This is a genomic window from Achromobacter spanius (genome assembly GCF_039673305.1).
Taxonomy (GTDB): domain Bacteria; phylum Pseudomonadota; class Gammaproteobacteria; order Burkholderiales; family Burkholderiaceae_B; genus Achromobacter; species Achromobacter spanius_F.
The window spans coordinates 1-23,866 of the sequence record NZ_JBDJLJ010000051.1 but is presented as its reverse complement, the minus strand read 5'-3'; the positions used below and the strand labels follow the sequence as shown (position 1 = coordinate 23,866).

Annotated in this window: 23 protein-coding genes, 1 tRNA gene and 1 riboswitch; of the genes, 16 read left to right on the top strand and 8 right to left on the bottom strand. The window is 67.4% G+C overall.

Annotation, left to right across the window (positions count from 1 at the left end; all coding sequences use genetic code 11):
• Positions 1 to 8: 8 nt before the first annotated feature.
• Complete coding sequence (locus tag ABE485_RS25405; protein WP_346518012.1) at positions 9 to 1,199, bottom strand: acyl-CoA dehydrogenase family protein; 1,191 nt, start codon at positions 1,197 to 1,199, stop codon at positions 9 to 11.
• 174 nt (positions 1,200 to 1,373) lie between these two features.
• On the opposite strand from ABE485_RS25405, the gene ABE485_RS25400 reads away from it, so the two are divergent.
• From ABE485_RS25400 to ABE485_RS25375, 6 genes are all read left to right on the top strand, one after another.
• Complete coding sequence (locus ABE485_RS25400) at positions 1,374 to 2,246, top strand: HpcH/HpaI aldolase/citrate lyase family protein (protein WP_346518011.1); 873 nt, start codon at positions 1,374 to 1,376, stop codon at positions 2,244 to 2,246.
• 59 nt (positions 2,247 to 2,305) lie between these two features.
• Positions 2,306 to 3,100: an ABC transporter ATP-binding protein gene (locus ABE485_RS25395; protein WP_346518010.1), complete on the top strand. Its 795-nt coding sequence runs from the start codon at positions 2,306 to 2,308 to the stop codon at positions 3,098 to 3,100.
• Positions 3,093 to 3,815: an ABC transporter ATP-binding protein gene (locus tag ABE485_RS25390; protein WP_346518009.1), complete on the top strand. Its 723-nt coding sequence runs from the start codon at positions 3,093 to 3,095 to the stop codon at positions 3,813 to 3,815. Before ABE485_RS25395 ends, ABE485_RS25390 begins: the two co-directional genes overlap by 8 nt.
• Positions 3,812 to 4,699 carry a branched-chain amino acid ABC transporter permease gene (locus ABE485_RS25385; RefSeq protein WP_346518008.1) on the top strand — a complete coding sequence of 296 codons (888 nt, stop codon included), beginning with the start codon at positions 3,812 to 3,814 and terminating at the stop codon, positions 4,697 to 4,699. The genes ABE485_RS25390 and ABE485_RS25385 overlap by 4 nt, the downstream gene beginning before the upstream one ends.
• On the top strand, positions 4,699 to 5,688 hold the full coding sequence (locus tag ABE485_RS25380; RefSeq protein WP_430795466.1) for a branched-chain amino acid ABC transporter permease: 990 nt from the start codon (positions 4,699 to 4,701) through the stop codon (positions 5,686 to 5,688). Before ABE485_RS25385 ends, ABE485_RS25380 begins: the two co-directional genes overlap by 1 nt.
• Before the next feature lie 112 nt (positions 5,689 to 5,800).
• On the top strand, positions 5,801 to 7,297 hold the full coding sequence (locus tag ABE485_RS25375) for a M81 family metallopeptidase (protein ID WP_346518006.1): 1,497 nt from the start codon (positions 5,801 to 5,803) through the stop codon (positions 7,295 to 7,297).
• 55 nt (positions 7,298 to 7,352) lie between these two features.
• On the opposite strand, the gene ABE485_RS25370 is transcribed toward ABE485_RS25375, so the two are convergent.
• Together ABE485_RS25370 and ABE485_RS25365 are read right to left on the bottom strand one after the other, a co-directional pair.
• Positions 7,353 to 8,057: a riboflavin synthase subunit alpha gene (locus tag ABE485_RS25370; RefSeq protein WP_346518005.1), complete on the bottom strand. Its 705-nt coding sequence runs from the start codon at positions 8,055 to 8,057 to the stop codon at positions 7,353 to 7,355.
• 101 nt (positions 8,058 to 8,158) lie between these two features.
• Entirely contained in the window at positions 8,159 to 9,595 is a 1,437-nt protein-coding gene (locus ABE485_RS25365; protein ID WP_346518030.1) for an aldehyde dehydrogenase family protein, read from the bottom strand.
• Between the two features lie 291 nt (positions 9,596 to 9,886).
• Between ABE485_RS25365 and ABE485_RS25360 the strand changes: the two genes are divergently transcribed.
• The 6 genes from ABE485_RS25360 (at position 9,887) to ABE485_RS25335 (ending at position 13,425) form a co-directional block, all read left to right on the top strand.
• Complete coding sequence (locus tag ABE485_RS25360; RefSeq protein ID WP_346518004.1) at positions 9,887 to 10,690, top strand: FadR/GntR family transcriptional regulator; 804 nt, start codon at positions 9,887 to 9,889, stop codon at positions 10,688 to 10,690.
• Positions 10,691 to 10,708: 18 nt separating this feature from the next.
• On the top strand, positions 10,709 to 11,491 hold the full coding sequence (locus tag ABE485_RS25355) for a 3-oxoacyl-ACP reductase (protein WP_346518003.1): 783 nt from the start codon (positions 10,709 to 10,711) through the stop codon (positions 11,489 to 11,491).
• A gap of 87 nt (positions 11,492 to 11,578) precedes the next feature.
• Complete coding sequence (locus ABE485_RS25350; protein WP_346518002.1) at positions 11,579 to 11,800, top strand: hypothetical protein; 222 nt, start codon at positions 11,579 to 11,581, stop codon at positions 11,798 to 11,800.
• Positions 11,801 to 12,030: 230 nt separating this feature from the next.
• Positions 12,031 to 12,813, top strand: a complete 783-nt coding sequence (gene xth / locus ABE485_RS25345) for an exodeoxyribonuclease III (RefSeq protein WP_346518001.1) — start codon at positions 12,031 to 12,033, stop codon at positions 12,811 to 12,813.
• Positions 12,814 to 12,883: 70 nt separating this feature from the next.
• Positions 12,884 to 12,959: transfer RNA gene (locus tag ABE485_RS25340), tRNA-Ala, on the top strand.
• Positions 12,960 to 13,167: 208 nt separating this feature from the next.
• Positions 13,168 to 13,425, top strand: a complete 258-nt coding sequence (locus tag ABE485_RS25335; RefSeq protein WP_346518000.1) for a FitA-like ribbon-helix-helix domain-containing protein — start codon at positions 13,168 to 13,170, stop codon at positions 13,423 to 13,425.
• A 95-nt stretch (positions 13,426 to 13,520) separates the two neighbouring features.
• Here ABE485_RS25335 and ABE485_RS25330 read toward each other — a convergent pair whose 3' ends face one another.
• A complete protein-coding gene (locus ABE485_RS25330) occupies positions 13,521 to 14,972 on the bottom strand; it encodes a sodium:solute symporter family protein (RefSeq protein ID WP_346517999.1) in 1,452 nt (483 codons plus the stop codon).
• Positions 14,973 to 15,071: 99 nt separating this feature from the next.
• Positions 15,072 to 15,178: riboswitch (TPP riboswitch) on the bottom strand.
• 142 nt (positions 15,179 to 15,320) lie between these two features.
• On the opposite strand from ABE485_RS25330, the gene ABE485_RS25325 reads away from it, so the two are divergent.
• Both ABE485_RS25325 and ABE485_RS25320 read left to right on the top strand, forming a co-directional pair.
• Positions 15,321 to 16,607, top strand: a complete 1,287-nt coding sequence (locus tag ABE485_RS25325) for an LLM class flavin-dependent oxidoreductase (protein WP_346518029.1) — start codon at positions 15,321 to 15,323, stop codon at positions 16,605 to 16,607.
• Positions 16,608 to 16,770: 163 nt separating this feature from the next.
• Entirely contained in the window at positions 16,771 to 17,976 is a 1,206-nt protein-coding gene (locus ABE485_RS25320) for a DesA family fatty acid desaturase (protein WP_346517998.1), read from the top strand.
• 57 nt (positions 17,977 to 18,033) lie between these two features.
• Here the strand turns inward: ABE485_RS25320 and ABE485_RS25315 are convergent, their stop codons facing one another.
• Positions 18,034 to 18,216 carry a hypothetical protein gene (locus ABE485_RS25315; protein WP_346517997.1) on the bottom strand — a complete coding sequence of 61 codons (183 nt, stop codon included), beginning with the start codon at positions 18,214 to 18,216 and terminating at the stop codon, positions 18,034 to 18,036.
• Between the two features lie 318 nt (positions 18,217 to 18,534).
• Here ABE485_RS25315 and ABE485_RS25310 point away from each other — a divergent pair, with 318 nt between their 5' ends.
• Positions 18,535 to 19,182, top strand: a complete 648-nt coding sequence (locus ABE485_RS25310) for a TetR/AcrR family transcriptional regulator (RefSeq protein WP_346517996.1) — start codon at positions 18,535 to 18,537, stop codon at positions 19,180 to 19,182.
• A gap of 3 nt (positions 19,183 to 19,185) precedes the next feature.
• On the opposite strand, the gene ABE485_RS25305 is transcribed toward ABE485_RS25310, so the two are convergent.
• The 3 genes from ABE485_RS25305 to ABE485_RS25295 all read right to left on the bottom strand — a co-directional run bounded on the left by ABE485_RS25305 (position 19,186) and on the right by ABE485_RS25295 (position 22,716).
• The gene (locus tag ABE485_RS25305) at positions 19,186 to 19,869 is read right to left on the bottom strand and encodes a MarC family NAAT transporter (RefSeq protein WP_346517995.1); all 684 of its coding nucleotides are present in this window, start codon (positions 19,867 to 19,869) and stop codon (positions 19,186 to 19,188) included.
• Between the two features lie 121 nt (positions 19,870 to 19,990).
• Positions 19,991 to 21,370 carry an amidase gene (locus ABE485_RS25300; protein WP_346517994.1) on the bottom strand — a complete coding sequence of 460 codons (1,380 nt, stop codon included), beginning with the start codon at positions 21,368 to 21,370 and terminating at the stop codon, positions 19,991 to 19,993.
• Positions 21,367 to 22,716: an MFS transporter gene (locus tag ABE485_RS25295; protein WP_346517993.1), complete on the bottom strand. Its 1,350-nt coding sequence runs from the start codon at positions 22,714 to 22,716 to the stop codon at positions 21,367 to 21,369. Before ABE485_RS25295 ends, ABE485_RS25300 begins: the two co-directional genes overlap by 4 nt.
• Positions 22,717 to 22,857: 141 nt before the next feature.
• Here ABE485_RS25295 and ABE485_RS25290 point away from each other — a divergent pair.
• A partial coding sequence (locus ABE485_RS25290; RefSeq protein WP_346517992.1) for a LacI family DNA-binding transcriptional regulator occupies positions 22,858 to 23,866 on the top strand: 1,009 nt, incomplete at its 3' end.

The window sequence follows — 23,866 nt, the reverse complement described above, 5'->3', positions numbered from 1 at the left end:
CCTGGGGTTTATTTGGAACGGTTGCCCAGCAGATGGCGCGCGACCACCATGCGCTGGACTTCGGATGGGCCTTCACCGATGCGCTTGATGCGCAGCTCGCGGTACCAGCGCTCCAGCGGCATTTCGCAGGCCACGCCCATGCCGCCCAGGATCTGGATGCAGCGATCGACGACGCGCCCGGCCGTCTCGGTGGCGTATACCTTGGCGATCGACGCGTCCAGCTTGATGTCCTGGCCGCGATCGGCCTTCCAGGCGGCCTGATAGACCAGCAGGCGCGCGGCCCGCAGTTCGATTTCGGAATCGGCGATCATCCACTGCACGGCCTGCCTGTCGGCCAGCAAGGCGCCGAATGTCTGCCGCTGTTTGGCCCAGTCGATGGCGAGTTCAAGCGCGGCCTGGGCGACGCCCAGCGTGCCCGCCGCATACGGGACCCGGCCATGCACCAGCAGCCGGTCCACCAGTTCAAAGCCCTTGCCGACCTCGCCCAGCACGTCGTCCAGCGGCACCCGGTAGTCGTTGAAGTGCAGCTCGTACGGCGCATAGGCGCGGATGACCGGGATGACCTTCGTGGACACCCCGGGCCTGTCCATATTGATGATGAAGGCCGTGACGCCATCGCGCCCCTTGGACGGCCCGGTCCGGGCGAAGGCCACGCCCCAGCGCGATTCGCTGGCGGCCGTGATCCACACCTTGGTGCCGTTCAACACATAGTGATCGCCCACGCGCTCCGCGCGGGTCTGGATCGCGCGGGCCGGATCCGAGCCGCCGCTGGGCTCGCTGATGGCGAAGAACGCTTTTTCGCCCCGCTCGATGGAGGGCACGGCGTACTTGCGGATCTGTTCCGGCGTGCCGCCGAAGATGATGCTGGGCGGATCGAAGCCGAACGCGCCGCAAGCCGGTATGTAGGCCCCCATGCGGCATTTGGCCGATTCTTCGGCCACGATGCACTGGCCCAGCAGGTTCAGGCCCGCTCCGCCGTACGCCTCGGGGCTTTGCACGCACCACAGCCCGAGTTCCCGGGCCTTTTTCTGCAGCCCGGCCAATGCCTCGGGCGGCAGGGCGAACGCGTCGTGCTCCAGCCCTTCTTCCAGCGGCGCGACTTCATTGCGCATGAACCGCCGGACCGTTTCCTCCAGCATGCGGAGTTCTTCGGGCATCTCCCAACTGCCCAGTTCCGCAGCAGCCTGCACCTGCTCCATGGTGAGTCTCCTATTTGTTTTGGTCGACCTTTATAGGCCGCTGTGCGCCGTGGAAGCGCATCCCGGCCATGAAAATCATCTTATCTCAATCTTTTTAAAAAATGAACCATTGAAATCATTTAAATGGTGTGCTGAAATTTGAGCCACACAAATTCGATAACGGAGACAAAGACCATGCCCATCCGATCGCTGCTGTTCGTACCCGGCGACAGCGAGCGCAAGCTCGCCAAGGCCGTGCAAACCCATGCCGACGTCCTGATCCTGGACCTGGAGGATTCGGTCTCCGGCGAACGGGCCGACATCGCCCGGCGCATCGTGCGCGACTTCCTGGACAGCCAGCCTGCTGCCCGGCGCACGCAGCGCCTGTGGGTGCGCATCAACGCGCTTGACCACCCGGCGGCCCTGGCCGACCTGGTGGCCGTGGCGGGCGGCCACCCCGATACGATCCTGCTGCCCAAGACGCGCGGCGGCGCGGACGTCAAGCAGTTGGACCATTACCTGACCGCGCTGGAACAGCGCGACGGCGTGCCGGTGGGCGCGGTCACCATCGTGCCGGTCGCGACCGAGACCCCCGAATCCGTGCTGGCCATGCACAGCTACATGGGCTGCAGCCCGCGCCTGGCGGGGTTGACCTGGGGCGCCGAAGACCTGTCGTCGGCGGTGCACGCCTCGTCGAACCGGCTGGAAGACGGATCGCTGGAACACACCTACCGCATGGCGCGCTCGGCGTGCCTGCTGGGCGCGCGCGCGGCGGGCGTCGAACCCATCGACACCCTGTGGACCGACTACAAGGACCCGGTCGGCCTTGCGAAGGATGCCGCCGCGGCGCGGCGCGCCGGGTTTTCGGGCAAGGTCGCCATCCATCCCGACCAGGTGGACGTGATCAACCAGGCCTTCACGCCCAGCGCCGAAGACATCGCCTACGCGCGGCAGGTGGTGGCCGCCTTCGAAGCCCAGGGCACGGGGACGGTCGGGCTGAACGGCAAGATGCTGGACATGCCCCATCTGAAGCAGGCCAGGCTGGTGCTGGCTCAGGCCAACGGCTGACGCCGAAGGCGCCGCCTGCCCGCGGCGGCCCGCGGGCGCCGACTCTTGGGGGGAGTCCCATGAACGACACGCACGCGGCAGCCCGCGGCGCGCAACGCGCCGCGGACGCCATCGTCCTGGAAGGCCGCGCCGTGCGGCGCGAATTCCGCGGCTTCGTGGCGGTCGACAATGTCGACCTCAGAATCCGCGAAGGCGCGATCCACGGCCTCATCGGGCCCAATGGCGCGGGCAAGACCACGGTCTTCAACCTGCTGACCAAATTCCTGGCGCCCAGCAGCGGCAGCATCCTCTTGCGCGGCCGGGACATCACGGCGCTGAGCGCGGCCGATATCGCCCAGCAGGGACTGGTGCGCTCATTCCAGATCTCCGCCATCTTCGACAGCCTCAGCGTGCGCGACAACCTGCGCGTGGCGCTGCAGCGCGGCGCCGGCCTGGCGACCCAGATGTTCGCGTCCGCCCGCCGGCTGGACGCGCTGGACGAGCGGGCGATGGCGCTGCTGGAGGACGTGGGCCTGCGCGCCTATGCCGAGGTGCGCGCCGGCACCCTGTCCTATGGCCGCAAGCGCGCCCTGGAACTGGCGGCCACCCTGGCGCTGGAACCGCGCATCATGCTGCTGGACGAGCCGATGGCGGGCATGGCGCACGAAGACATCGACGCCGTGCGGGACTTGATACGCAAGGCCGCGTCGGGGCGCACCGTGGTCATGGTGGAGCACAACCTGCCGGTGGTCGCCGCGCTGTGCGACTCCGTCACGGTCCTGGAGCGCGGCAAGGTCATCGCCGAAGGCAGCTATGCCGAGGTCAGCGAGATGCCGCGCGTGCGCGAGGCCTATATCGGAGCGGATGATGACTGACATCGCTATCGAAGTCCGCGACCTGCACGCCTGGTACGGCGAAAGCCACGTGCTGCAGGGCGTGTCGCTGAACGTGCGCCGCGGCGAAGTGGTCACCCTGCTGGGACGCAACGGCGCCGGCAAGACGACCACGCTGAAGTCCATCCTGGGCGTGCTGCGCAAGCGCACCGGCGACATCCGCATCGGCGGCCAGGATGCGACCCGCTGCGCCCTGCACCACATTTCGCGCCACGGCGTGGGATTCGTGCCGGAAGAGCGCGGCATCTTCGCCAGCCTGAGCGTGGCGGAGAACCTGACGCTGCCGCCCATCGCCCGGCCTGGCGGCATGTCGCTGGACGAGATCTATGCCCTCTTTCCGAATCTGCTCGAACGCCGCAACAGCCCCGGCACGCGGTTGTCCGGCGGCGAACAGCAGATGCTGGCCATTGCCCGCATCCTGCGCACCGGCGCCGACATCATCCTGCTGGATGAACCCACCGAGGGCCTGGCGCCCGTCATCGTGCAGCGGATCGGCAAGCTCATACACACCTTGAAGGCGCGCGGCATGACCATCCTGCTGGTGGAGCAGAATTTCCGCTTCGCGCGCAAGGTGGCCGACCGCTACTACGTCATGGAACACGGCAGCATCGCCGACGAATTCACCGGCGCGCAGATCGAAGGTCGCGACGCCCGCCTGAACGCCCTGCTCGGGCTCGCCGGAGGGCATGCATCATGATCCCCCTGATCGGAATACCCACGGTGGCGCTCTTCGGCCAACTGCTGCTGGGCCTGATAAACGGTTCGTTCTACGCGCTGCTCAGCCTGGGCCTGGCGGTCATCTTCGGCATGCTGCGCGTCATCAACATGGCGCATGGCGCGCAATACATGCTGGGCGCCTTCGCCAGCTGGCTGCTGCTCAACTACCTGGGCATCGGCTTCTGGCTGTCGCTGGTGCTGGCGCCGCTGTGCGTTGGCCTGCTGGGCATCCTGGTCGAACGCCTGCTGCTCGCCCACCTCTACCAATCGGACCATCTGTACGGGCTGCTGTTGACCTTTGGCGTGGCCCTGGTGGCCGAGGGCCTGTTCCGCTACTGGTTCGGATCCAGCGGACAGCCCTATGCGCCGCCCGAAGCGCTGGACGGCGCGGTGGATCTGGGCTTCATGATCCTGCCCATGTACCGCGGGTTCATCGTGGTGGCCTCGCTGCTGGTCTGCCTGGCGGTGTGGTGGGTCATCGAGCGCACCAAGTTCGGCGCCTACCTGCGCGCGGCCACGGAAAACCCGGTGCTGGTGCAGACCTTCGGCGTCAACGTTCCGCTGCTGATGACCCTGACCTACGGACTGGGCGCCGCCCTGGCCGCCCTGGCCGGCGTATTGGCGGCGCCCATCTACCAGGTCAGCCCGCTGATGGGCCAGAACCTGCTCATCGTCGTGTTCGCCGTCATCGTGATCGGCGGCATGGGCTCCATCGGCGCCGCCATCGCCACCGGCTACATCGTGGGCATCATCGAGGCGGTCACCAAGCTGGTGTACCCCGAAGCGGCCAACACGGTGATTTTCGTGCTCATGGTGATCGTGCTTTTCTTCAGCCCCAAAGGACTGTTCGGGAGGGAACAATGATGACGAACCTGACCCGCCCCGGCACGCCGATGCGCCTGCTGCTGCTGGCGATACTGGCCGTGCTGCTGATCGCGCCGGCGGTGGTGTACCCGGCCTTCCTTGTCAAAGTGCTGTGCTTCGCGCTGTTCGCCATCGCCTTCGATCTGCTGCTGGGCGGCGCGGGCCTGCTGTCATTCGGCCACGCCGCCTTCCTGGGGTGCGGCGCCTATGTGTCGGCCTACGCCATCAAGACCCTGGGCATGGACCCGGTGCTGGGCATTGTCGCCGGCACGTTGGCCGCGGGCGTGCTGGGGCTGTTGTTCGGCCTGGTGGCCATCCGGCGCCAAGGCATCTATTTCGCCATGATCACCCTGGCCCTGGCCCAGCTGTTCTATTTCGTGTGCGTCCAGATTCCGCAGACGGGCGGCGAGGACGGCATCCAGGGTGTGCCGCGCGGCAAGGCGCTTGGCATCCTGGACTTGAGCAACAACCTGAACACCTACTACTTCGTGCTGGCGATATTCCTGGCGGGGGCCTATGCCAGCTGGCGCATCCTTCATTCCCCCTTCGGCAACGTGCTCAAGGCCATCCGCGACAACGAGCCCAGGGCGATTTCCCTGGGGTATCGCACGGCGCGCTACAAGCTGGCGGCGTTCGTCGCGTCCGCGACCCTTGCCGGGCTGGCCGGCGCCACCAAGGCCATGGCCTTCCAGGTGGCCTCGCTGCTGGACGTGCAATGGCAAACCTCGGGAGAAGTCATCCTGATGGCCCTGATCGGCGGCATCAGCACGCTGCTCGGCCCCTTCGTCGGCGCGGCGGTGATCGTCTCGCTGGAAAGCTACCTGGCGGACCTGGACCTGCCCATCACCGTGGTCATCGGCTGCATCTTCATCGTGTGCGTGACGGTGTTCCGCTCGGGGATCGTGGGGGAAATCGAGAAGCGCCGCGCGCAGCGCCAGGAACGGATCCTGGCCGGCCGGGCCACCGAAGCGGGCGCTGGCGGGGGGTAGGTCTTTTTGCGCAAGCGGATCGGCATGGCGGCCGCATACACGGTATCCTGGGCGGCCCCGGCCCGCCGTTCTCCGAACCCGCGCCCGCAGTCCGCCCCAACAGGAACCGATCATGCACATTCTGGTTGCTGGCTTCCAGCACGAAACCAACACCTTCGCGCCGTCCAAGGCCGGGTACGACAACTTCGTGCGCGGCGAAGGCTTTCCCGCCATGGTGCGCGGCGCTGACATGCTGGCGCTGCGCGAAGTGAACATCCCCGCGGGCGGCTTCATCAACGCCGTGATGGCGGAAGGCCATACGGTGAAGACCGTGATCTGGGCGGGCGCGAGCCCCTCTGCCCATGTCACGCAAGACGCCTACGAACGCATCGCCGGCGAGATCCTGGACGCGGTCCGGGCCGGCGGCTTTGACGCCGTCTACCTGGACCTGCACGGCGCGATGGTCACCGAACACCTGGACGACGGCGAAGGCGAACTGCTGGCCCGCGTGCGCGAGATCACCGGTCCGGACGTGCCGGTCGTCGCCAGCCTGGACCTGCACGCGAACGTCACCGCCCGCATGCTGCAAATGGCCGACGGCCTGGTCGCGTTCCGCACGTATCCGCACGTGGACATGGCCGACACCGGCGATGCCGCCGCCCGCCTGCTGCTTGCGCGCATCCAGGCCGGCGGACAATGGACGCGCAGCGAGCGCCGCCTGCCCTTCCTGATACCCATCAACGGCATGTGCACGATGCTCCAGCCCTCGCAGGGCGTGTACGAATTGCTGGCGAAGCTGGAGCAAACGCCGGGCATCGCGTCCATCTCGTTCGCGCCAGGTTTCCCGGCGGCGGATTTTCCGGAATGCGGACCGGTGGTGTGGGCCTACGGCACGGACGCCGCGGCGGTGGAGCAAGTATCGGAAACGCTGACGGCCCGCGTGCAGGCGCTGGAACCGGACTGGTCGCCGGACTTCCTGGCCCCAGCCGACGCCGTGCGCCGCGCGCAGGCCCTGGCGACGGACGCAAAACGCCCGGTGGTCATCGCCGACACCCAGGACAATCCCGGCGCGGGCGGCGACGCCAACACCACCGGCATGCTGCGCGCGCTGGTGCAGGCCGATGCCCAGAACGCGGCGCTGGGACTTTTCTATGATCCGGACGCGGTGCGCCAGGCGACCAGCGCGGGCGTGGGCGCCACCGTGAAGCTGAGCCTGGGCGGCCAGTCCGGCGTGGCGGGCGACACGGCCTTCGAGGGCGAATTCCTGGTCGAAATGCTGTCGCCGGGCAAGCTGCGCTTTGACGGACCCATGATGAACGGCATGGAGGTCGACCTGGGCGCCGTCGCCTGTCTGCGGATCGGCGGCGTGCGCGTGGTGGCCAGCGCCAGCAAGGCGCAGATGCTGGACCGCAACCTGTTCCGCGTGGGCGGCGTGCAGCCCGAGGAAATGGGAATCCTGGTGGTGAAGAGCTCGGTGCACTTCCGGGCCGACTTCCAGCCCATCGCGCACGAGGTGCTGGTGGCCAAGGCCCCGGGCCCGATGCAGGCCGATCCCGCCGACCTGCCCTGGACGCGCCTGGCGCCGGGGATGCGGGTGCGCCCCCTGGGACAACCCTTCGCGGCAAATTAAGCCGGCAGGCCAGCGGGCGCGCCAGTGGCGCCCCGCTTGGCGCGGCCGGCTATGCTTACTTCAGCTTGCCCTGAGGGCTGACAAAGTCTTCCAGCGTCAGCCCCTTTTCCTTGAGGATCGCTTCCAGCAGGGGCTGCAGCTTGCCCAGGCTTTCCTGAACGGTTTCGCGCACGGTGTCGACCACGACCTGGGTGCTGCGTTCGATTTCGATATTGACGGCGTCGCCCGCCTGCTTGTCCTCGAACACCGTCATGCGGCGCGTTTCGGGGATCAGCCAGACCTCGAACCAGCCCTCTGTGCGGTTCACTTCCGACACGGTCAGGCTGGCGCCGTTGATGGCGATGTAGCCCTTGGCGAACACATACTTGCGAAAGGCCTCGGGGATGCTGAAGCGCATCAGCCGATTGGTGTCGGACGACTTCACCATCAGCACTTCCGACGTGAAATCCACGTGGCCGGATAGCGGGTGGCCGCCGATCTCGGCGCCGTCCTTGGCCGCGCGCTCGACGTTGGCGCGATCGCCTTCGGCGTAGCTGCCCAGCGTGGTGATCGCCAGGCTCTGCAGCATGACGTCGAACGTGGCCTGGTTCTCGGACAGGATCTCCGTGACCGTCAGGCAGACGCCGTCGGTCGACACGCTGGCGCCGATGGCCAGGTCAACGCAGAAACCAGGGGGGAAATCCAGCGTGAAGGTGCGCAGGCCTTCGCGATCCGCGATCTTTGCGATCTTCGCGGTGCCTTGAACAATACCGGTGAACATACGGATCCTGAATGCGGGGCGGCGGGCCCCGGAAGCAAAACATCAACGTTAACCGATATTTTGCCCCCGGGCCGCCGCCCGCGCCGCGATCCGTAACGCGATCAATGGCGGATGGCGATGGTCTTCAGGGTGGTGAAGCCGTACAGCGCCTCGAAGCCCTTCTCGCGGCCGTAGCCCGACTGGCGCGAACCGCCGAACGGCAGCTCCACGCCGCCGCCCGCGCCGTAGTTATTGACGAACACCTGCCCGGCGCGCAGCTTGCGCGCAAGGCGCATCTGGCGGCCGCCGTCGCGGGTCCACACGCCGGCGACCAGGCCGTACAGCGTGCCGTTGGCGATTTCCAGCGCCTCTTCCTCGGTGTCGAACACCATGGCGGCCAGCACCGGGCCGAAGACTTCTTCCTGCGCCAGGCGGCTGTCGGGCGGCACGTCGCGGAACAGCACGGGCGGCTGGTAGAAGCCGGCTTCGGGCGTGCCTTCCTTGAGCTTGCCGCGCGCGGCGACCTTCATGCCCTGCGCTTCGGCTTCCGCCAGGAAGCCGCGCACGCGGTCCTGCTGGCGGGCGTTGATCAGGGGGCCGACGTCCAGGTCCGCGGCGGCCGGGCCGGTGACCGTGGCCGAGAACGCGTCGGACAGGCGCTTGAGCACGGTCTCGTACACCCCGCGCTGGATCAGCACGCGGCTGCCGGCCGAGCACGTCTGGCCGGCGTTCTGGATGATGGCGGCCAGCAGCACCGGCATCGCGGCGTCCAGGTCGGCGTCGTCGAACACGATCTGCGGCGACTTGCCGCCCAGCTCCAGCGTGACCGGCACGTGGTTTTCGGCGGCGGCGTGCGCCACCATCTTGCCCGTCTGCGGCGAACCGGTGAACGAGATGTGGTCGATGCCGGGATGGGCCGACAGCGCCGCGCCCGCCTCAAAGCCATAGCCCGTGACGATGTTCAGGGCGCCGGCGGGCAGGCCCACCTCGGCGGCGATCTCGGCCAGCTTCAGGAGCGACAGGCAGGCGTCCTCGGCGGGCTTGACCACGCAGGCGTTGCCCGCGGCCAGCGCCGCGCCCACGCTGCGGCCGAAGATCTGCAGCGGGTAGTTCCAGGGCACGATGTGGCCGGTCACGCCGTGCGCCTCGCGCACGGTCAGCACGGTAAAGCCCGGGGTATAGGGAATGGTCTCGCCGTGCAGCTTGTCCACCGCCCCGGCGTAGAACTCGAAATAGCGCGCCACGGCGGCGGCGTCGGCGCGGGCCTGCTTGATGGGCTTGCCGGTGTCGGCCGATTCCAGCTGCGCCAGCTCTTCCTGGCGGTCCAGCAGCGCGAAGGCAATCCGCATCAGCAGACGGCTGCGCGCGGCGGGCGCCATCTGGCCCCACTCGCCTTCGAAGGCCGCGCGGGCGGCTTGGACGGCGCGGTCCACGTCGGCTTCGTTCGAGCGGGCGATCGCCTCGAAAGGCTTGCCATCGGACGGGTTCAGGACGGGAATGGTTTCACCGGCGGCCGCGGCCACCCATTGGTTGGCGATAAAGTTCTTCTGAGTCACGATGTGCGGAGTAAAGTAGCGGCCGAACGGCCGGTTGGGGGAATTTGCAGGTCTCCAGGCGCTTGCCGGCCGGGCCGGTCGCGCCGCCGGCGCGTCGTGCGCGCGGGCGTTGTGGTTTGCTGCCAAGGTACGGGAGCCCCCCGGAACTTGTCAATTGGATTGACAGCTTTTATCCCAAGCTTCAGGATATTTTTCTGGATGGTGGGGTTATCCCTAATATTTCAGGGGCTTATGGCCCCACCGGTTTGTCATGCGCAATGACAAGCCCGTCCCCAACGACAAGGAGCGCGCCCGATGAGCAATGTGCGTGACCCGCAGCTGGAATCGCTGCTGGCAGCCGCCACCCGCCCCCGTCCGGAACTGGACGTGCTGGCCGAGGTGGCGTCCGGCCTGGGCTATGTGCGCGCCGAGCGCTTCGCCGAGCGTGTCTACGAAAGCCTGTTCTATGCGATCGCCACCGGCAAGATCGCCCCGGGCAACAAGCTGCCCACGGAGCTTGAACTGGCCGCCCTGTTCGAGGTGTCGCGCCCCGTGGTGCGGCAGGCGCTGGACCGCCTGCGCGAAGACCAGCTGGTCGACTCCATCCGCGGGTCCGGCACCTACGTGAAATCCAAGCCGGACCTGATGGGCGGCATGCCCGCGGTGGACCCCGCGCGCCGCGTCGGCCATATCCTCGAAGGCCTGGAGCTGCGCATGGTGATCGAACCGGAATGCGCCTACCTGGCCGCCCTGCGCCGCACCCCCGACGACCTGCAGGAAATGGACCGCATGCTGACCGGCTACGAAGAAGCCGACGCATCCGGCGCCATCGCGCACCACCACGACTTCGGCTTTCACCGCGCCATTGCGTCGGCCACCGGCAACCAGCGCTTCGTGCAGGTGCTCAAGTCGCTGGAGTACGACGTCAGCCACGCCGTCAATGTCATGCGCCACCTGGTCCACAGCGAACCCTGGAAGCGCACCCGCGCCGCCATCGACGAACACCGCCATATCTATCGCCTGATCCAGGATCAGGACGCCGAGGGCGCGCGCAACGTCATGCGCGCCCACATCGAGAAAGCCCGCAGCCGCATGCTCAACAGCGGTTCGGAACACTAAGCAGGAAGCCGTACTTTCATGTCTACGCAACGCCCCCAATTGAACCTGGACCAGCAGCTCGTCATCGTCACCGGCGCCAGCCGCGGCCTGGGCGCCGCCATCGCGCAGGCCTTCCTGCGCGAAGGAGCCAAGGTCGTCATCAACTACCTGAACAGCGCCGACCGTGCGCAGGCCCTGGCGGCCACCGCCCCGGACCGCGCGCTGGCCTTGCAGGCCGACGTGCGCGACCCAGCCGCCGTCGCCGCGATGGTCGCGCGGGCCAGCCAGCACTTCGGCCAGCCGGTCGGCACCATCGTCAACAACGCCCTGCCCGCCTTCCAGTTCAACGGCGACGCCCGCCCCCACGCCGACACGCTGGACTGGGCCCAGATGAACGCCCAGATCGAAGGCAGCGTGCGCGCGGCGCTCAACACCACGCAGGCCGCCCTGCCCGGCATGCGCGCCGCCGGCGGCGGCCGCATCATCAACGTGGGCACCAACCTGGTCCAGAACCCGGTGGTCCCCTATCACGACTACACGGCCGCCAAGGCCGCGCTGCTGGCCTTCACGCGCACCCTGTCCCATGAACTGGGCGCCGACGGCATCACCGTCAACATGGTGTCGGGCGGCCTGCTGCGCACCACCGACGCGTCGGCCGCCACGCCGGACGCGGTCTTCGACCTGATCGCCGCCAGCACCCCGCTGCGCGAGGTCACCACGCCCGAGCAGTTCGCCGACGCGGTGCTGTTTTTCGCCAGCCCGTGGTCGCGGGCGGTGACCGGGCAGAACCTGATTGTCGATGGCGGATTGGTGAAGGGGTGACCGGCGCATCCGGGTTGCTCCCCGGATGACGTCGATGCGTCGTGTGTTACGGTGAACCGGCGAATCCACCGCAACCCAGGAGGCAAGATGAAGACGCAGATCACTTATCGAAAGCTCGACGGCAGCGAGGGCGTGGCGCTGGTGAATGGCGGGATCTCCGATACGCGGCAAGCCAGGCAGGAACTGGCGAACTGGCTGGAACTGCCCGCGGTGAACGACCCCGTCGCGGACCGCGAGGATGTCGACGGCAGGCTGCGGCAAGGCGGGATCGAGCCGGGCTCCGTGCAGTTCAATCACATCAGCGAATAGCAGCAGTAGAAGGCCCCGACGCGTGCGTGTCGGGGTTTTTTGCGTTCGTGCTCCGGCGAGCCGGTACCGCCACCAAGGCGGCACGCCGTAAAAGGCCGCGCGGGTGCGCGGTATCATTCGGCATCCGACCTCATGGCCGCCCGCCGAACCCGCACGGACGTCGCAGCCGTTCGGCGGCATTCGCGGGGCGATGACCCGAGAGCCGCATCCATAAACGATCTAGAACAACCATGAAACTCGCCACCTGGAACGTCAATTCCCTGAACGTGCGCCTGCAGCAAGTCCTGGACTGGCTGGCCGCCAATCCCGTCGACGTGCTCTGCATCCAGGAACTCAAGCTCACCGACGACAAGTTCCCCGAGGCCGCATTCAAGGAAGCCGGCTATCACGCCGTCTGGGCCGGCCAGAAGACCTACAACGGCGTGGCCATCATCTCGCGCGTGCCCGGCACGACCATGGTGCGCAACATCCCCGGCTACGAAGACCCCCAGCAGCGCGTCCTGGCCCTGACCTTCCCCAGCCCCGAAGGGGACGTGCGCGTCGTGTGTGCGTACTGTCCGAACGGCCAATCCGTGGGCTCGGACAAGTACGCCTACAAGCTGGAATGGTTCCAGGCCATGCACAAGTGGCTGGCCGAAGAGATCAAGCAATACCCCCGCCTGGCGGTGCTGGGCGACTACAACGTCGCCCCCGCCGACGAAGACGTGCACAACCCCGAGAAATGGGAAGGCCAGGTCCTGGTGTCCGAACCCGAGCGCCAGGCCCTGCGCGATCTAATCGACCTGGGGCTGACCGACTCGTTCCGCCTGTTCGAGCAGCCCGAGAAGTCCTTCAGCTGGTGGGATTACCGCCAGTTCGCGTTCCGCCGCAACGCCGGCCTGCGCATCGACCACGTGCTGCTGTCCGCCCCGCTGGTCAAGCGCTGCGTCGCCTGCGTCATCGACAAGGAACCGCGCCGCAACGAGCAGCCCTCGGACCACGCGCCGGTCATCGCCACGCTGGAATTTGCCTGAAAAAATATCGGGGTATGACGTGTTGCGCGGACCCGGCAGTATCCTGTATATTCCTGGTCTTGCTTGATTTGGGGCGGTAGCTCAGCTGGGAGAGCGTCGCGTTCGCAATGCGAAGGTCGGGAGTTCGATCCTCCTCCGCTCCACCAAATTCCAGACGGAAAAGCCTTGGACACGAAATGTGCTCCAAGGCTTTTTTGTTTCTGCGTGTCTGATTCCATTCACCTTCGGATCGTGTTTTCGCTTGGAAGGCGCAAAATCCAATCCGGCTGCTCGCGACCCCTTGGGGCTACGTTCATGAGCGCGATGCCAAGTTAATACGCAACTGACTTCGCTTCGGATCGATCAACCCGCATCATGACCTCTCTCACCCACCGCAATATCGCCGACCGAGTGCAGCAGGTAATCCCTGCTCGCGCTGCCAGACATGGCAGCAGTACGGAAACAGAGATCCGGGCCGTCCAGGAACAAGCAGTCCAACCAGAGGACCGCGTGAAGCTGGGTTCGGTGCTGGCGTCCATCGCGCGCAAAGCCGGCGCCCTGAGCGTTGCAGAGGTCGAATCCATCAATCAGGTGCGTGACAAGGCACCAGTGGAACCGATGCAGCTGGATTGACCTCCATCACCCCTGAAACGCCACCTGGGACCGCGAGCCGCGCCCTCCGTGTCAACACTCTGGCCCAGGCCCTCAGGCCGCGCGACTTTCCCCCCTCAAACCCTCTCCTGATCCAACCTGCGCACCGCCGCGCTCAAGGTGGAAAAGTCGAATTCCTTCCGGCCTCGCGCCAGGCACCGGATCAGCACCGTCGTCGCCACCGGCACAAACGCCGCCAGCAGGAAGGATTCCAGCAGGTAGGTCGGCTTGTCGCCCGGCGCGGGGAAGAAGAACAGGCCGGCGATCAGGCCCGAGATTGTGGCGGCGGTGGCGGTGAAGCCGTCGTGCTTGCGGCTGAAGAGCCCATAGAACACCGGGAACGCGGCGGCCGAGCACAGCAGGTCGGCCAGCAGGAACAGGTACAGCACGCTGTAGCCCTGCGAGGCCACGATCATGACGGGAATCGCCATCAGCAGCACCAGCCAGCGCGCCAGGCGCTTCATGGTGACGGCCTGGGCCTCGGGCATCAGGCGGCGCAGGTCGACCGCGATGATGCTGGTCACCGCGCTGATCGCGGTGTCCGCGGTGCTCATGACCAGGGACAGGCCCAGCGGGATCAGGGCAATCACGAACCAGGCCGGCGCGTGCGGCATGATGACGCTGAACAGCGCGATCGAACTGTCGCCCGCCGGCGCCAGCGCGACAAAGGCCAGGCCGAACAGGCCCATCAGGAAAATGAACGGCGCCACCAGCGCGCCGCCCAGCAGGAAGCCGTTGCGCATGGTGCGCGCGTCGCGCGCGGCGTAGATGCGCTGCCAGTTGCCCTGGTGGAAGATGCCCGTCAGCAGGATGGCGACGAAGAACGTCAGGCCCGCCTTCACGCCCACCGGATCGGTCAGGTCGAGCAGCTGGGGGGCCTTGGCCTGCAGCGCCTCGACGGTGGGCAGGACGCCGCCGGCCGCCTGCCAGCCGACAACGCACAGGACGACCAGCAGCGGCACGATGATCATCATCTGCACCTGGTCGGTGAAAATCGACGAACGCAGTCCGCCGTAGGTGGTGTAGAGCAAGGTCGTCCCCATCACGATGGCGGCGGTTGCCCACAGCGGCACGGGCGCCAGCATGGCGACCAGCTTGGCGATGGCGGTGATCTCGGCCGACAGCGCGATGAACAGGTAGAACAGCATGATGAAGAGCGCCAGCCCGTACATGGGCCGTCCGTAGCGCGCCATCAGGAATTCGGTCAGCGTGTGGCCGTGCGGAATCAGTTCGCGCATGCGCCGTCCCAGGGGAATCATGACCAGGCGCGGCGACATCGATCCCAGCGCGTAGCCGATGACGGCCGCCAGGCCGCCCCAGGTGGCCGCCTGCGCGGGCGAAAACAGGATCCATGCGCCCAGCGTGGACGCCATCAGGGTCAGGATCGTGCCGAAGGATCCCTGGCTGTTGCGCGCCACGATGTAATCTTCCAGCGTGCTGCGCTTGCGGCGCGTGTAAAGCACGCTGGCCAGGGCGAAGCCGCCGGAGAACAGCAGCAGCCATATCAGGGCGGTGGATTGGGTCAGCATGAAAATCGGTCCTCCCGCGGCCGGCCGCAGGCCGCGCGCAACGCGGCGGCCCGCCGTGCCGGTGGGCCGCAAAGTGAATGAAATCCAGGGAGGTCGCGCGAGACTTGCGTTGTCCTTCCCTTCGCCGGCATTACCCGGATCAGGTTCAAAGGGTTACCGCGTCGATGCGGAATCTCAGCCCGTAAAGGGCTCCCCCAGGAATTGCCGCAAGGTTAGGAGAGCGGCGCGAGGATGTCAACGCGCGCGGCCCGCCGTCCGCGGCGCCGTTTTATGCTAAGTTCGCCCGCTTGCGGCGCCCCAGGGCGTGCCCGGCGCCGCAATCCCGAGGCAACCGACGAGCTGATCGCCATGATGCACCTGAACCTCTTCATTTTCGGCTGCGGCCACCATCGCGCGGCCTGGCGCCACCCGGATTCGGCCGCCGAGCGCCTGGGCGACATCAGCTACTACGAAGAACTGGCCCGGACGGCCGAACGCGGCAAGCTCGACGCCATCTTCTTTGCCGACGGCCAGTCGATGGACAACATTGGCGACGGGCCGCGCTGGCATCTGGAACCGCTGACCACCATGGCGGCGATCGCGCGCGCCACCACCCGCATCGGCCTGATCAGCACGGTTTCCAGCACATTCTTCACGCCCTTCCACGCGGCCCGCATGGTCGCATCGCTGGACCACATCTCGGGCGGCCGCATGGGCTGGAACGTGGTGACCTCGATGTTCGACGCCGAGGCGCGCAACCACGGCTACGAATCCATGCCGGACCACGACTGGCGCTACGCCCGCGCCGAGGAATTCGTCGACGTCGCGCTACGGCTGTTCGATTCCTGGGAAGACGACGCGCTGGCCATTGATCGCGCCGGTTTCTATGGCGTCCCCGACCGCCTGCACAAGATCCATCACCAGGGCGACCATTTCCTGGTGGACGGCCCCCTGACGGTGCCCCGCCCCCCGCAGGGCCATCCGGTGCTGTTCCAGGCCGGCGCCTCGGACCAGGGCCGCGACCTGGCCGCCCGGCGCGCCGAAGCCATCTACGCGGTGGCCTACGACCTGGCCGCGGCGCAGTCGTATTACCGCGACATCAAGCAGCGCGTGCGCGCCGCGGGCCGCGACGCCTTCGTGCCCATCATGCCGGGGCTGGTCACCTACGTGGGCTCGACCGAAGCCGAAGCGCGCGCCAAGCAGCGCGAACTGGATGAGCTGCTGCCCAGCGACGCCTCGCTGCGGCAGCTGGGCCTGTTCGTGCTGCAGGACTGCACCGGCTGGGAACTGGACGCGCCCGTGCCGCCCCTGCCCTCCTTGGCCGAGTTCACCGGCCCCAAGGGCCGCTACGCGACCATCCTGCGCATCATCGAAACCGAACAGCCCACCGTGCGCCAGCTGCTGGGCCGCCTGGCTGCCGGCGGCGGCCACTGCACGATGGTCGGCACGCCCGAGCAGATCGCGGACCGGATGGAGCAGTGGTTCAGGAACGAAGGCGCCGACGGCTTCAACCTGATGCCGCCGTCCCTGCCGGGCGGCATCGACGATTTCGTCGCGCACGTGGTTCCTGTGCTGCAGAAGCGCGGGCTGTTCCGCACGGAATACGAGCACAGCACCTTGCGTGGCCATTTGGGGTTGGAAAGGCCGCAACGCTGAACGGGTGGGCAAGACTTCATTGTTGCCATTCCAGCAATAGACCGACCCGGCAAGCCGGGTATTTGTATCGCCGCGCGGCCACTAGAATCGACCGGGCGGCGACGCGGGGTTCGGCTCAGGCGTTGCGTCCGCTACGCCCACAGTCGTATCCCTGGTTTTTTGAATGCAATCCTTCCTGGAATTTCTTGCGCACGGCCTGTTTCATTTCAGCATCTGGCAGATCGTCCTGTTCACGCTTGCGGCCACGCACATCACCATCGCCGGCACCACCCTCTACCTGCATCGCAGCCAGACCCACCGCGGGGTGGATTTCCATCCCGCCGTGGCGCACTTCTTCCGTTTCTGGCTCTGGCTGACCAGCGGCATGAAGACCCGCGAATGGGTGGCGGTGCATCGCAAGCACCACGCCAAGTGCGAACGCGAAGGCGACCCGCATTCACCCGCGGTGTACGGCGTGATGCGCGTGTTCCTGCGCGGGGCCGACCTGTACCGCGTCGAGGCGTCGATGGCGGCCACGCTGGAACGCTATGGCCGCGGCACGCCGGACGACTGGCTGGAACGCAATGTCTACACCCCCCACAGCACCTGGGGCATCCTGCTCATGCTCGCCCTGGACGTGCTGGCGTTCGGCGCCCTGGGGCTGACCGTGTGGGCCGTCCAGATGGCGTGGATCCCCTTTTGGGCGGCCGGCGTCGTCAACGGGCTGGGGCACTTCGTCGGCTACCGCAATTTCTCCAGTCCGGACGCCAGCACCAACCTGTCGCCCCTGGGCCTGGTGATCGGCGGCGAAGAACTGCACAACAACCACCATGCACATGCCACCTCGGCCAAGTTCTCCAGCAAGTGGTATGAGTTCGACCTGGGCTGGATGTATATCCGCATCCTCCAGGCCCTGCGCCTGGCCAAGGTGCGCCGCGTGGCGCCCAAGCGCGTGCTGCGCGATCGCGCGCAAGCCGGCCTGCCGGCGGACCTGCGCACCCTGGAAGCGGTGCAGATCCACCGCTACGACGTGATGCGCCGTTTTGGGGCCCTGCTCAAGCAGACGGCCTTGCGCGAACTGCGCGAACGCAAGGCCCTCGAAAAACGGTCAACCCTGAAATGGCGGCGCTCGGTACTGCGCAAGTTCCTGTTGCGCCAGGACGCGCTGCTGAGCGAACCGCAACGCAGCCAGTTGCATTCCGCCCTGAGCGGGATGGAGCAGCTGCAGCGGCTGGTCGACATGCGGCAGGCGCTGGCCCGTCTGTGGGAAAGCTCGTCCGAAAGCAGCGAGCAGCTTTTGCAGCAGTTGCGCGCATGGTTGGCGCAGGCCAGCGCCAGCGGCATCAATGGGCTGTCCCGCTTTGCGGGAGATCTGGCGCGCTACGCCTGAGCGGCGTGGCGGTGGGGACTTCCGGCGCCCGGCGTGTTGCGCGCGGAGCGCCGGGATTCATCCGGCCTGCGTCGCCGGCGCGGGTTCTTTTTCGGCGCGTTGCGCCTTGGGCTGGGTCGCCGGCCTGCGCGCCCATGTGGCGATCCGGTCGTAAAGCACCACGCCTGGTTGACGCATCAGCGCGGTGACGAATCCCGCGACCGCCAGTGCGACAAGCACCCAAAGCATCCAGGAAGTCATGACGCGCTCCGCTGCGGGTGGGCTTCGCCGCATGCCGCAGCACGAATCGCGAAGTTGGAGAAACGGCACGCGCCGTTGGCGGGCGCAAGCGCCGTGGATGCAGGCAGCATCGGCCCGGAGCGGGCTACGGTGCGCTGCTGAACCAGATGAGCGGTCATAGCTTGGTCTTACGCAAAAACAGAAGCGCGTGGCCCGAGTGCCTAGCAGCTACGCGCTGAAAATTCAATAATGTAATGTACTCTACATTACGCCATTACTGCAGGTTACATTACCCCGCGTTGGAGCAAATCAGACGAACGGAACAAAAGGAGAGCCGAGGTGAGCGATTCGGCCGAATCGATGACGCGCACGCTGACGCACAAGATGACGCACAAAGGCGAGGCCCGCCGCCAGCGGCTGCTCGAAGCCGCGACGCAGTCGCTGCTGGCACACGGGTATGCGCAAACCTCGATCCAGCGGATCGTGCAGCAAGCCGGCGGCTCGGCGGCCACTGCCTATCAACTGTTCGGCAACAAGGAAGGCCTGCTGGCCGCGGTGCTGCAGCACGAATTGGACAAGATGCAGGCGACGGTGTTCCCGGACGCATTGCCCGAGCAGCCCGTCGGCCCTGCCCTGCACGACCTGGCTTTGCGGCTGCTGAACTATGCGATCCAGCCCAAGTCCGTCGCCCTGCACCGCCTGCTGGTGGCGGAATGCCACCGCCTGCCGCAACTGGCGGCATCGCTGCAGCAGGCGGTGGACAAACAGATCCACGCACCCCTGGAACAATGCCTGCGGCAGGCCTGCGACCGGGGCGAACTGAAAATCGACGACCTGCGCCAGGCCGCGCTGACGCTGGGCCACCTGATCAACGGCACCGCATTCGAGGCGCGCCTCTATGGCGGCTACTCCGGCTCTGCCCCGGCCAGCCTGGTGGCCACCTGCCGCTATGGGGTGGACATGCTGCTGCGCGCCTACGCGGCGTAGCGGTCACAGGTTCGGATATTTGCCGATGATTTCGAGCACGCCGTTGATGACGAACTGGACGCCCATGCACACCAGCAGAAAGCCCATGACGCGCGAAATCGCCTCGACGCCGCTCTTGCCGATCACCGCCACGATGCGGCCCGCCCAATGCAGGCAGACCCAGAACAGCACGCCCAGCAGCCCGAAAACGATGACGGGCGTCACGGCCACGACCCAGCGCGCGTAGTCGGGCGCGATGGCGGTATCCACCGACGACGCCCCGCTGATGATCATCGCGATCGTGCCCGGCCCCGCCGTGCCTGGCAGGGCCAGCGGCACGAATGCGATGTTGGGACTCTGGCGCTCAAGCGCGTCGGCCGCCGCCTCGGCTTCCAGCGCGCGCGGCTGGTCCGAGGGGAACAGCATGCTGAAGCCGATGGTCACCACGATGAGGCCACCCGCGATGCGCAGCCCGGGAATGGAGATGCCGAAGGTATGCATGAGCAGCGCGCCGGCGTAGTACGTCACCAGCATGATGCCGACCACGTAGAACGCCGCCTGGGTGACCTGGCGTTGCCGCTCCTTGAAGGGAATCTGCTGGCCCAGCGACAAAAGCAGCGTCATCGAGGTCAGCGGATTGGCCAGCGGCAGCATCAGCGCCAGGCCCAGGCTGACGAGTTTGGCCAGTTGAATCAGTTCATCGATCATGGAGGCTCGCTAGAGTGGGCGCGACACGCGCCCGCACAATCGGACCTCGCCGGCCAGGCGCGGCCGGCGAGGCGCGGCCGGCGAGGCGCGCAACGGCCTCTACCTTACCAAGCTTTGCGGATCATTCCCCCGGCGGCTGCCAACGGGCGGCGGCCAGCGCCAGCAAGGCTTCGTCCGTACCCGCCGCCGCAACCAGCTGCAGGCCCACCGGCAGGCCGTTCACCCAGCCCGCCGGCAGGCTGATGGCCGGCAACCCCAGCACATTCCACGGATTGGTCAGGCCCAGCAGGGTCTCGCGCACGCCGGCGCTGCCCGGACCGGCCACGCTGCGCTGCTGCAGCGCGGGCGCGGTGATGGCGACAGTGGGCAGGGCCAGGACGTCGAATTCCTGGAACAGGCGCGCAAACTCGGCCTGCAGCCGGGTTCTTTCCTTCAGGGCGCGGACGTATTCCCAGCCTTGCACCCCGCGCGACGCGCGCAGGCGTTCCAGCACTTCGGGGTCGAATTTCTCGGGCTGGCTGTCGACGCGCTCGGCGTGCACCTCGTAGGCTTCGGCACGCTGGATGGCGCCCAGCGCGCTTTGCAGCGCGCGGGCATGGCGCGTGACCTGCGGGGCATCGCGCAGCGGGCCGCCAGCCAGGCGTTGCGCCGCCGCGCGCACGCAGGCCGTGACGGCGGCATCGTCCATCGCGAACGGCGTGTTGGGCACCCAGGCCACGCGCGGCGCGTCATCGCTGCCCGCCGCCGGCGCGATGGCGCCCGCGCTCAGCGCCTGCATGAACACTTGCGCGTCTTCCACGGAATTGGCCAGCACACCGGGATCTTCCAGCGTGGGCGACAGCGGGAACACGCCTTCGGAGGCAATGCGGCCATGCGTGGGCTTGAAGCCGACCAGGCCGCACAGCGCGGACGGCACACGCACGGAGCCGCCGGTGTCGGTGCCCAGCGCGACGGGCACCATGCCCGAGGCCACGGCGGCGGCGCCGCCCGCGCTGGAGCCGCCGGTGATCTGGCTGGTCCGCCAGGGATTGCGCGAGGCGCCCTGCACGCTGCGGTCGCCGGTGGGACCGTAGGCGAATTCGTGGGTCAGCGTCTTGCCCACGACGATGGCGCCGGCCTCGCGCAGCAGCGCGACGCAGCGCGCGTCCGCCGCCGGACGGTGGCCCAGGAAATGGGCCGCGCCCATCGTGGTGGGCATGTCGGCCGTATCGACGTTGTCCTTGATGGCGACCGGAATGCCGTGCAAAGGCCCGCGGGTCCTGCCCTGCGCCCGTTCGGCGTCGCGTTCGCGGGCCGCGGCCAGCGCGGCGTCGATGTCCACGTGGACGAAGGCGTTCAGCTGCGGATTGAGCCGTTCGATCGCGGCCCCCGCGTGGCGCACCAGGTCCTGCGCGGTAAGCCCGCCTTCGGCCATGGCGTGCTGCAATTCGCCCAGGGTGCGGCCCCGGAAGAAGCCGGGCTCGACAGCCAGCGAAGGAACGGAAATACTGCGGTCGGTCATTTGGCGGCTCCAGGTTGCAGCGTCGGGCGGGCGGGCATGCGGGGCCCGACGCCGGGACGCACCTGAAGCATAGCGAACATGCCGACCGCGGTGGCGACCGACGCGGCGATGAACATCACCGAATAGCCGTGGCGGGCGGTCAGGTAGCCGGTCAGCGTGGGCGCCAGGATGGACGCGATGTTGGCGAAGAAGTGCATCAGGCCGCTGAAGGTGCCGACGCGGCTGGAGGGAGCGGTGTCGATCACCACGGCCCAATAGACCGAATTGGGCAAGGCGTTCAGCGCATTGGCCAGCGTCATGAGGGCGATCACGGCGAACACCGACTGCGCCTGCGAGACCAGCAGGAAGCACAGCGTGGTGGCCAGCAGGCAACCCGCGGCGAACCAGCTGCGGGCGATCTTCAGGCTGCCCGTGCGCTTGAACAGCAAGTCCGAAATGCGGCCGCCCAGCAGCACCGTGAAGCAGGCGCCCACCCAGGGGATCATGCCCATGTACCAGAGCGAGGACAGGCTGTAGCCGAAGTTGTCCTGCAGGTACTTGGGCGTCCAGGTCAGCAGCAGGAAGTTCACGTACATGAACGAGAAATAGCCCAGCGTGTTCAGCACCAGCGTCTTGCTGCGGAAAAAGCTCCACCAGGGCAGCGCCGGCGCGTCGGGGGCCTCGGCGGCGACGGCCGACTGCACGCGCGACGCCTGGATCTCCGCCAGTTCCTGCGGCGAAACGCGGGGGTTGGTTTCGGGGCGGTCGGTGAAGATGCGCATGAAGAACACCAGCACGACCAGCCCGGCCCCGCCCAGCACGAAGAACATGGCGCGCCAGCTGTCGGTCAGCGTCAGCAGGCCCACGGCCACCGGCGCGGTCAGCAAGGCGCCCAGCGGCGTGCTCAGCAGGCCGAAGCCGACGACGAAGCCGCGTTCGCGGGTCGTGGCCCAGTTGGCGATGGTCTTGTTGATGATGGAATACGCCGGCCCTTCGGCCGCCCCGAACAGGATCCGGATGGTGGCAAAGCCGGCCAGCGCCGACCCGCCCAGGAATGCCAGGCCGAAATCGCCTGCCCAGGCGGTGGCGATCTCGAACACGGACCAGGCGATCCCGGCCACGATCCAGACCTTGCGCGGGCCGTAGCGGTCGGACAGCATGCCGCCGAACAGCGCGCCCACCATGTAGCCGTAGCCGAAGTAGCCCAGCACCGAGCCCCATTCGCCGCGGTCCAGGCCGTATTCGCCCGTGATGTGCGCGGCGGCATAGGACATGGCGCCGCGGTCGATGTAATTGATCAGCGCCAGCAGCACGACCATGGTGAAGATCCGGTACCGGAACCGGGAATTCTGGCTTTCAGTTGTCATTGCGTTTCGATCCAGTCGGTTTACCCAAACGTTTGGGTTGCGCAATGCTAAGGGGTCCGAACGCAAAAATCGACTGGGTGTAAACCCTAACCCCCGGTCTTCCGCCCTGTCGCGCCATTTCCGCGTGTATCCTCCAGCCCCATGAATAAATCGCGCCCCGTCACCCTGCAAAGCCTGGCGCGGCAGCTCGGTTTGAACGTTTCGACCGTGTCCCGGGTCCTCAACGGGTCCGAAGACGATGCGCGCGGCGCCGCGGCGCCCGACACCGTGAAACGCATCCGGGCGCTTGCCGCCGAATTGCAATATCAGACCAATCCCCACGCGGCCAGTCTGAAGACGCGCCGCAGCCGCACCATCGGCGTGCTGGTGCCCCGGCTGTCGGACATGGTGCTGGCCACCATCTACGAAGGCATCGACGAAGCCGCGGCCGAGCATGGCTACCTGACCTTCGTGTCCAACACCCAGGACGTGCCCGACAAGCAGCGCAAGCTCATCGACATGGCGCTGGCGCGGCGCGTGGATGGCCTGATCCTGGGCGACGCGCACAGCGGCCTGCCCGGCACGCCGCCCAATCCGCTGCTGGCCGAACTGGCGCGGCGCGACGTGCCTTTCGTGCTGGTCAGCCGCCACGCCGACAGCCACTGCGCCGTCACCTGCGACGACATCGAGGGCGGCCGCCTGGCCGCCGAGCATCTGCTGGCCATGGGTCACCGGCGCATCGCGGTGATGGTGGGCGAACCCTTCGCCAGCACCGGCCGCGACCGCTCCGAGGGATTTTTCAGCCATTGCGCACGGCATGGCGTGGAAATCCCGCCGCACTGGCGCATCGAAAGCCCGTTCGACACTGACGCGGGCCGCGTGGTGGGCGCGCGCCTGCTGGGCACGGCCGACCGTCCCACCGCCATCTTCGCGGTCAACGACTTTCTGGCCGTCGGCGTCATGGGCGCCGCGCGCGACCACGGCCTGGAAGCCGGCCGCGATGTCGCCATCGTGGGCTACAACGACACCCCGCTGGCGGGCGCCCTGCCCATCGGCCTGACCACGATCCACTCGCCCATGCATCAGATGGGACGGCGGGGGCTGGAATGGCTGCGGCAGAAACTCGCCGGCGGCCAGCCGCCCAGCCAGCGGCTGGCGCCGTCGCTGGTGG

Bases quoted from the DNA above. Each gene is read 5' to 3' on its own strand.
- ABE485_RS25320 (WP_346517998.1), top strand. From the start codon at position 16,771: ATGCAATCCTTCCTGGAATTTCTTGCGCACGGCCTGTTTCATTTCAGC.
- ABE485_RS25395 (WP_346518010.1), top strand. From the start codon at position 2,306: ATGAACGACACGCACGCGGCAGCCCGCGGCGCGCAACGCGCCGCGGAC.
- ABE485_RS25355 (WP_346518003.1), top strand. From the start codon at position 10,709: ATGTCTACGCAACGCCCCCAATTGAACCTGGACCAGCAGCTCGTCATC.
- ABE485_RS25375 (WP_346518006.1), top strand. From the start codon at position 5,801: ATGCACATTCTGGTTGCTGGCTTCCAGCACGAAACCAACACCTTCGCG.
- ABE485_RS25400 (WP_346518011.1), top strand. From the start codon at position 1,374: ATGCCCATCCGATCGCTGCTGTTCGTACCCGGCGACAGCGAGCGCAAG.
- ABE485_RS25380 (WP_430795466.1), top strand. From the start codon at position 4,699: ATGACGAACCTGACCCGCCCCGGCACGCCGATGCGCCTGCTGCTGCTG.
- ABE485_RS25385 (WP_346518008.1), top strand. From the start codon at position 3,812: ATGATCCCCCTGATCGGAATACCCACGGTGGCGCTCTTCGGCCAACTG.
- ABE485_RS25350 (WP_346518002.1), top strand. From the start codon at position 11,579: ATGAAGACGCAGATCACTTATCGAAAGCTCGACGGCAGCGAGGGCGTG.
- ABE485_RS25300 (WP_346517994.1), bottom strand. From the start codon at position 21,370: ATGACCGACCGCAGTATTTCCGTTCCTTCGCTGGCTGTCGAGCCCGGC.
- ABE485_RS25360 (WP_346518004.1), top strand. From the start codon at position 9,887: ATGAGCAATGTGCGTGACCCGCAGCTGGAATCGCTGCTGGCAGCCGCC.
- ABE485_RS25390 (WP_346518009.1), top strand. From the start codon at position 3,093: ATGACTGACATCGCTATCGAAGTCCGCGACCTGCACGCCTGGTACGGC.
- ABE485_RS25315 (WP_346517997.1), bottom strand. From the start codon at position 18,216: ATGACTTCCTGGATGCTTTGGGTGCTTGTCGCACTGGCGGTCGCGGGA.
- ABE485_RS25405 (WP_346518012.1), bottom strand. From the start codon at position 1,199: ATGGAGCAGGTGCAGGCTGCTGCGGAACTGGGCAGTTGGGAGATGCCC.
- ABE485_RS25305 (WP_346517995.1), bottom strand. From the start codon at position 19,869: ATGATCGATGAACTGATTCAACTGGCCAAACTCGTCAGCCTGGGCCTG.
- xth (WP_346518001.1), top strand. From the start codon at position 12,031: ATGAAACTCGCCACCTGGAACGTCAATTCCCTGAACGTGCGCCTGCAG.
- ABE485_RS25295 (WP_346517993.1), bottom strand. From the start codon at position 22,716: ATGACAACTGAAAGCCAGAATTCCCGGTTCCGGTACCGGATCTTCACC.
- ABE485_RS25325 (WP_346518029.1), top strand. From the start codon at position 15,321: ATGATGCACCTGAACCTCTTCATTTTCGGCTGCGGCCACCATCGCGCG.
- ABE485_RS25330 (WP_346517999.1), bottom strand. From the start codon at position 14,972: ATGCTGACCCAATCCACCGCCCTGATATGGCTGCTGCTGTTCTCCGGC.
- ABE485_RS25335 (WP_346518000.1), top strand. From the start codon at position 13,168: ATGACCTCTCTCACCCACCGCAATATCGCCGACCGAGTGCAGCAGGTA.
- ABE485_RS25370 (WP_346518005.1), bottom strand. From the start codon at position 8,057: ATGTTCACCGGTATTGTTCAAGGCACCGCGAAGATCGCAAAGATCGCG.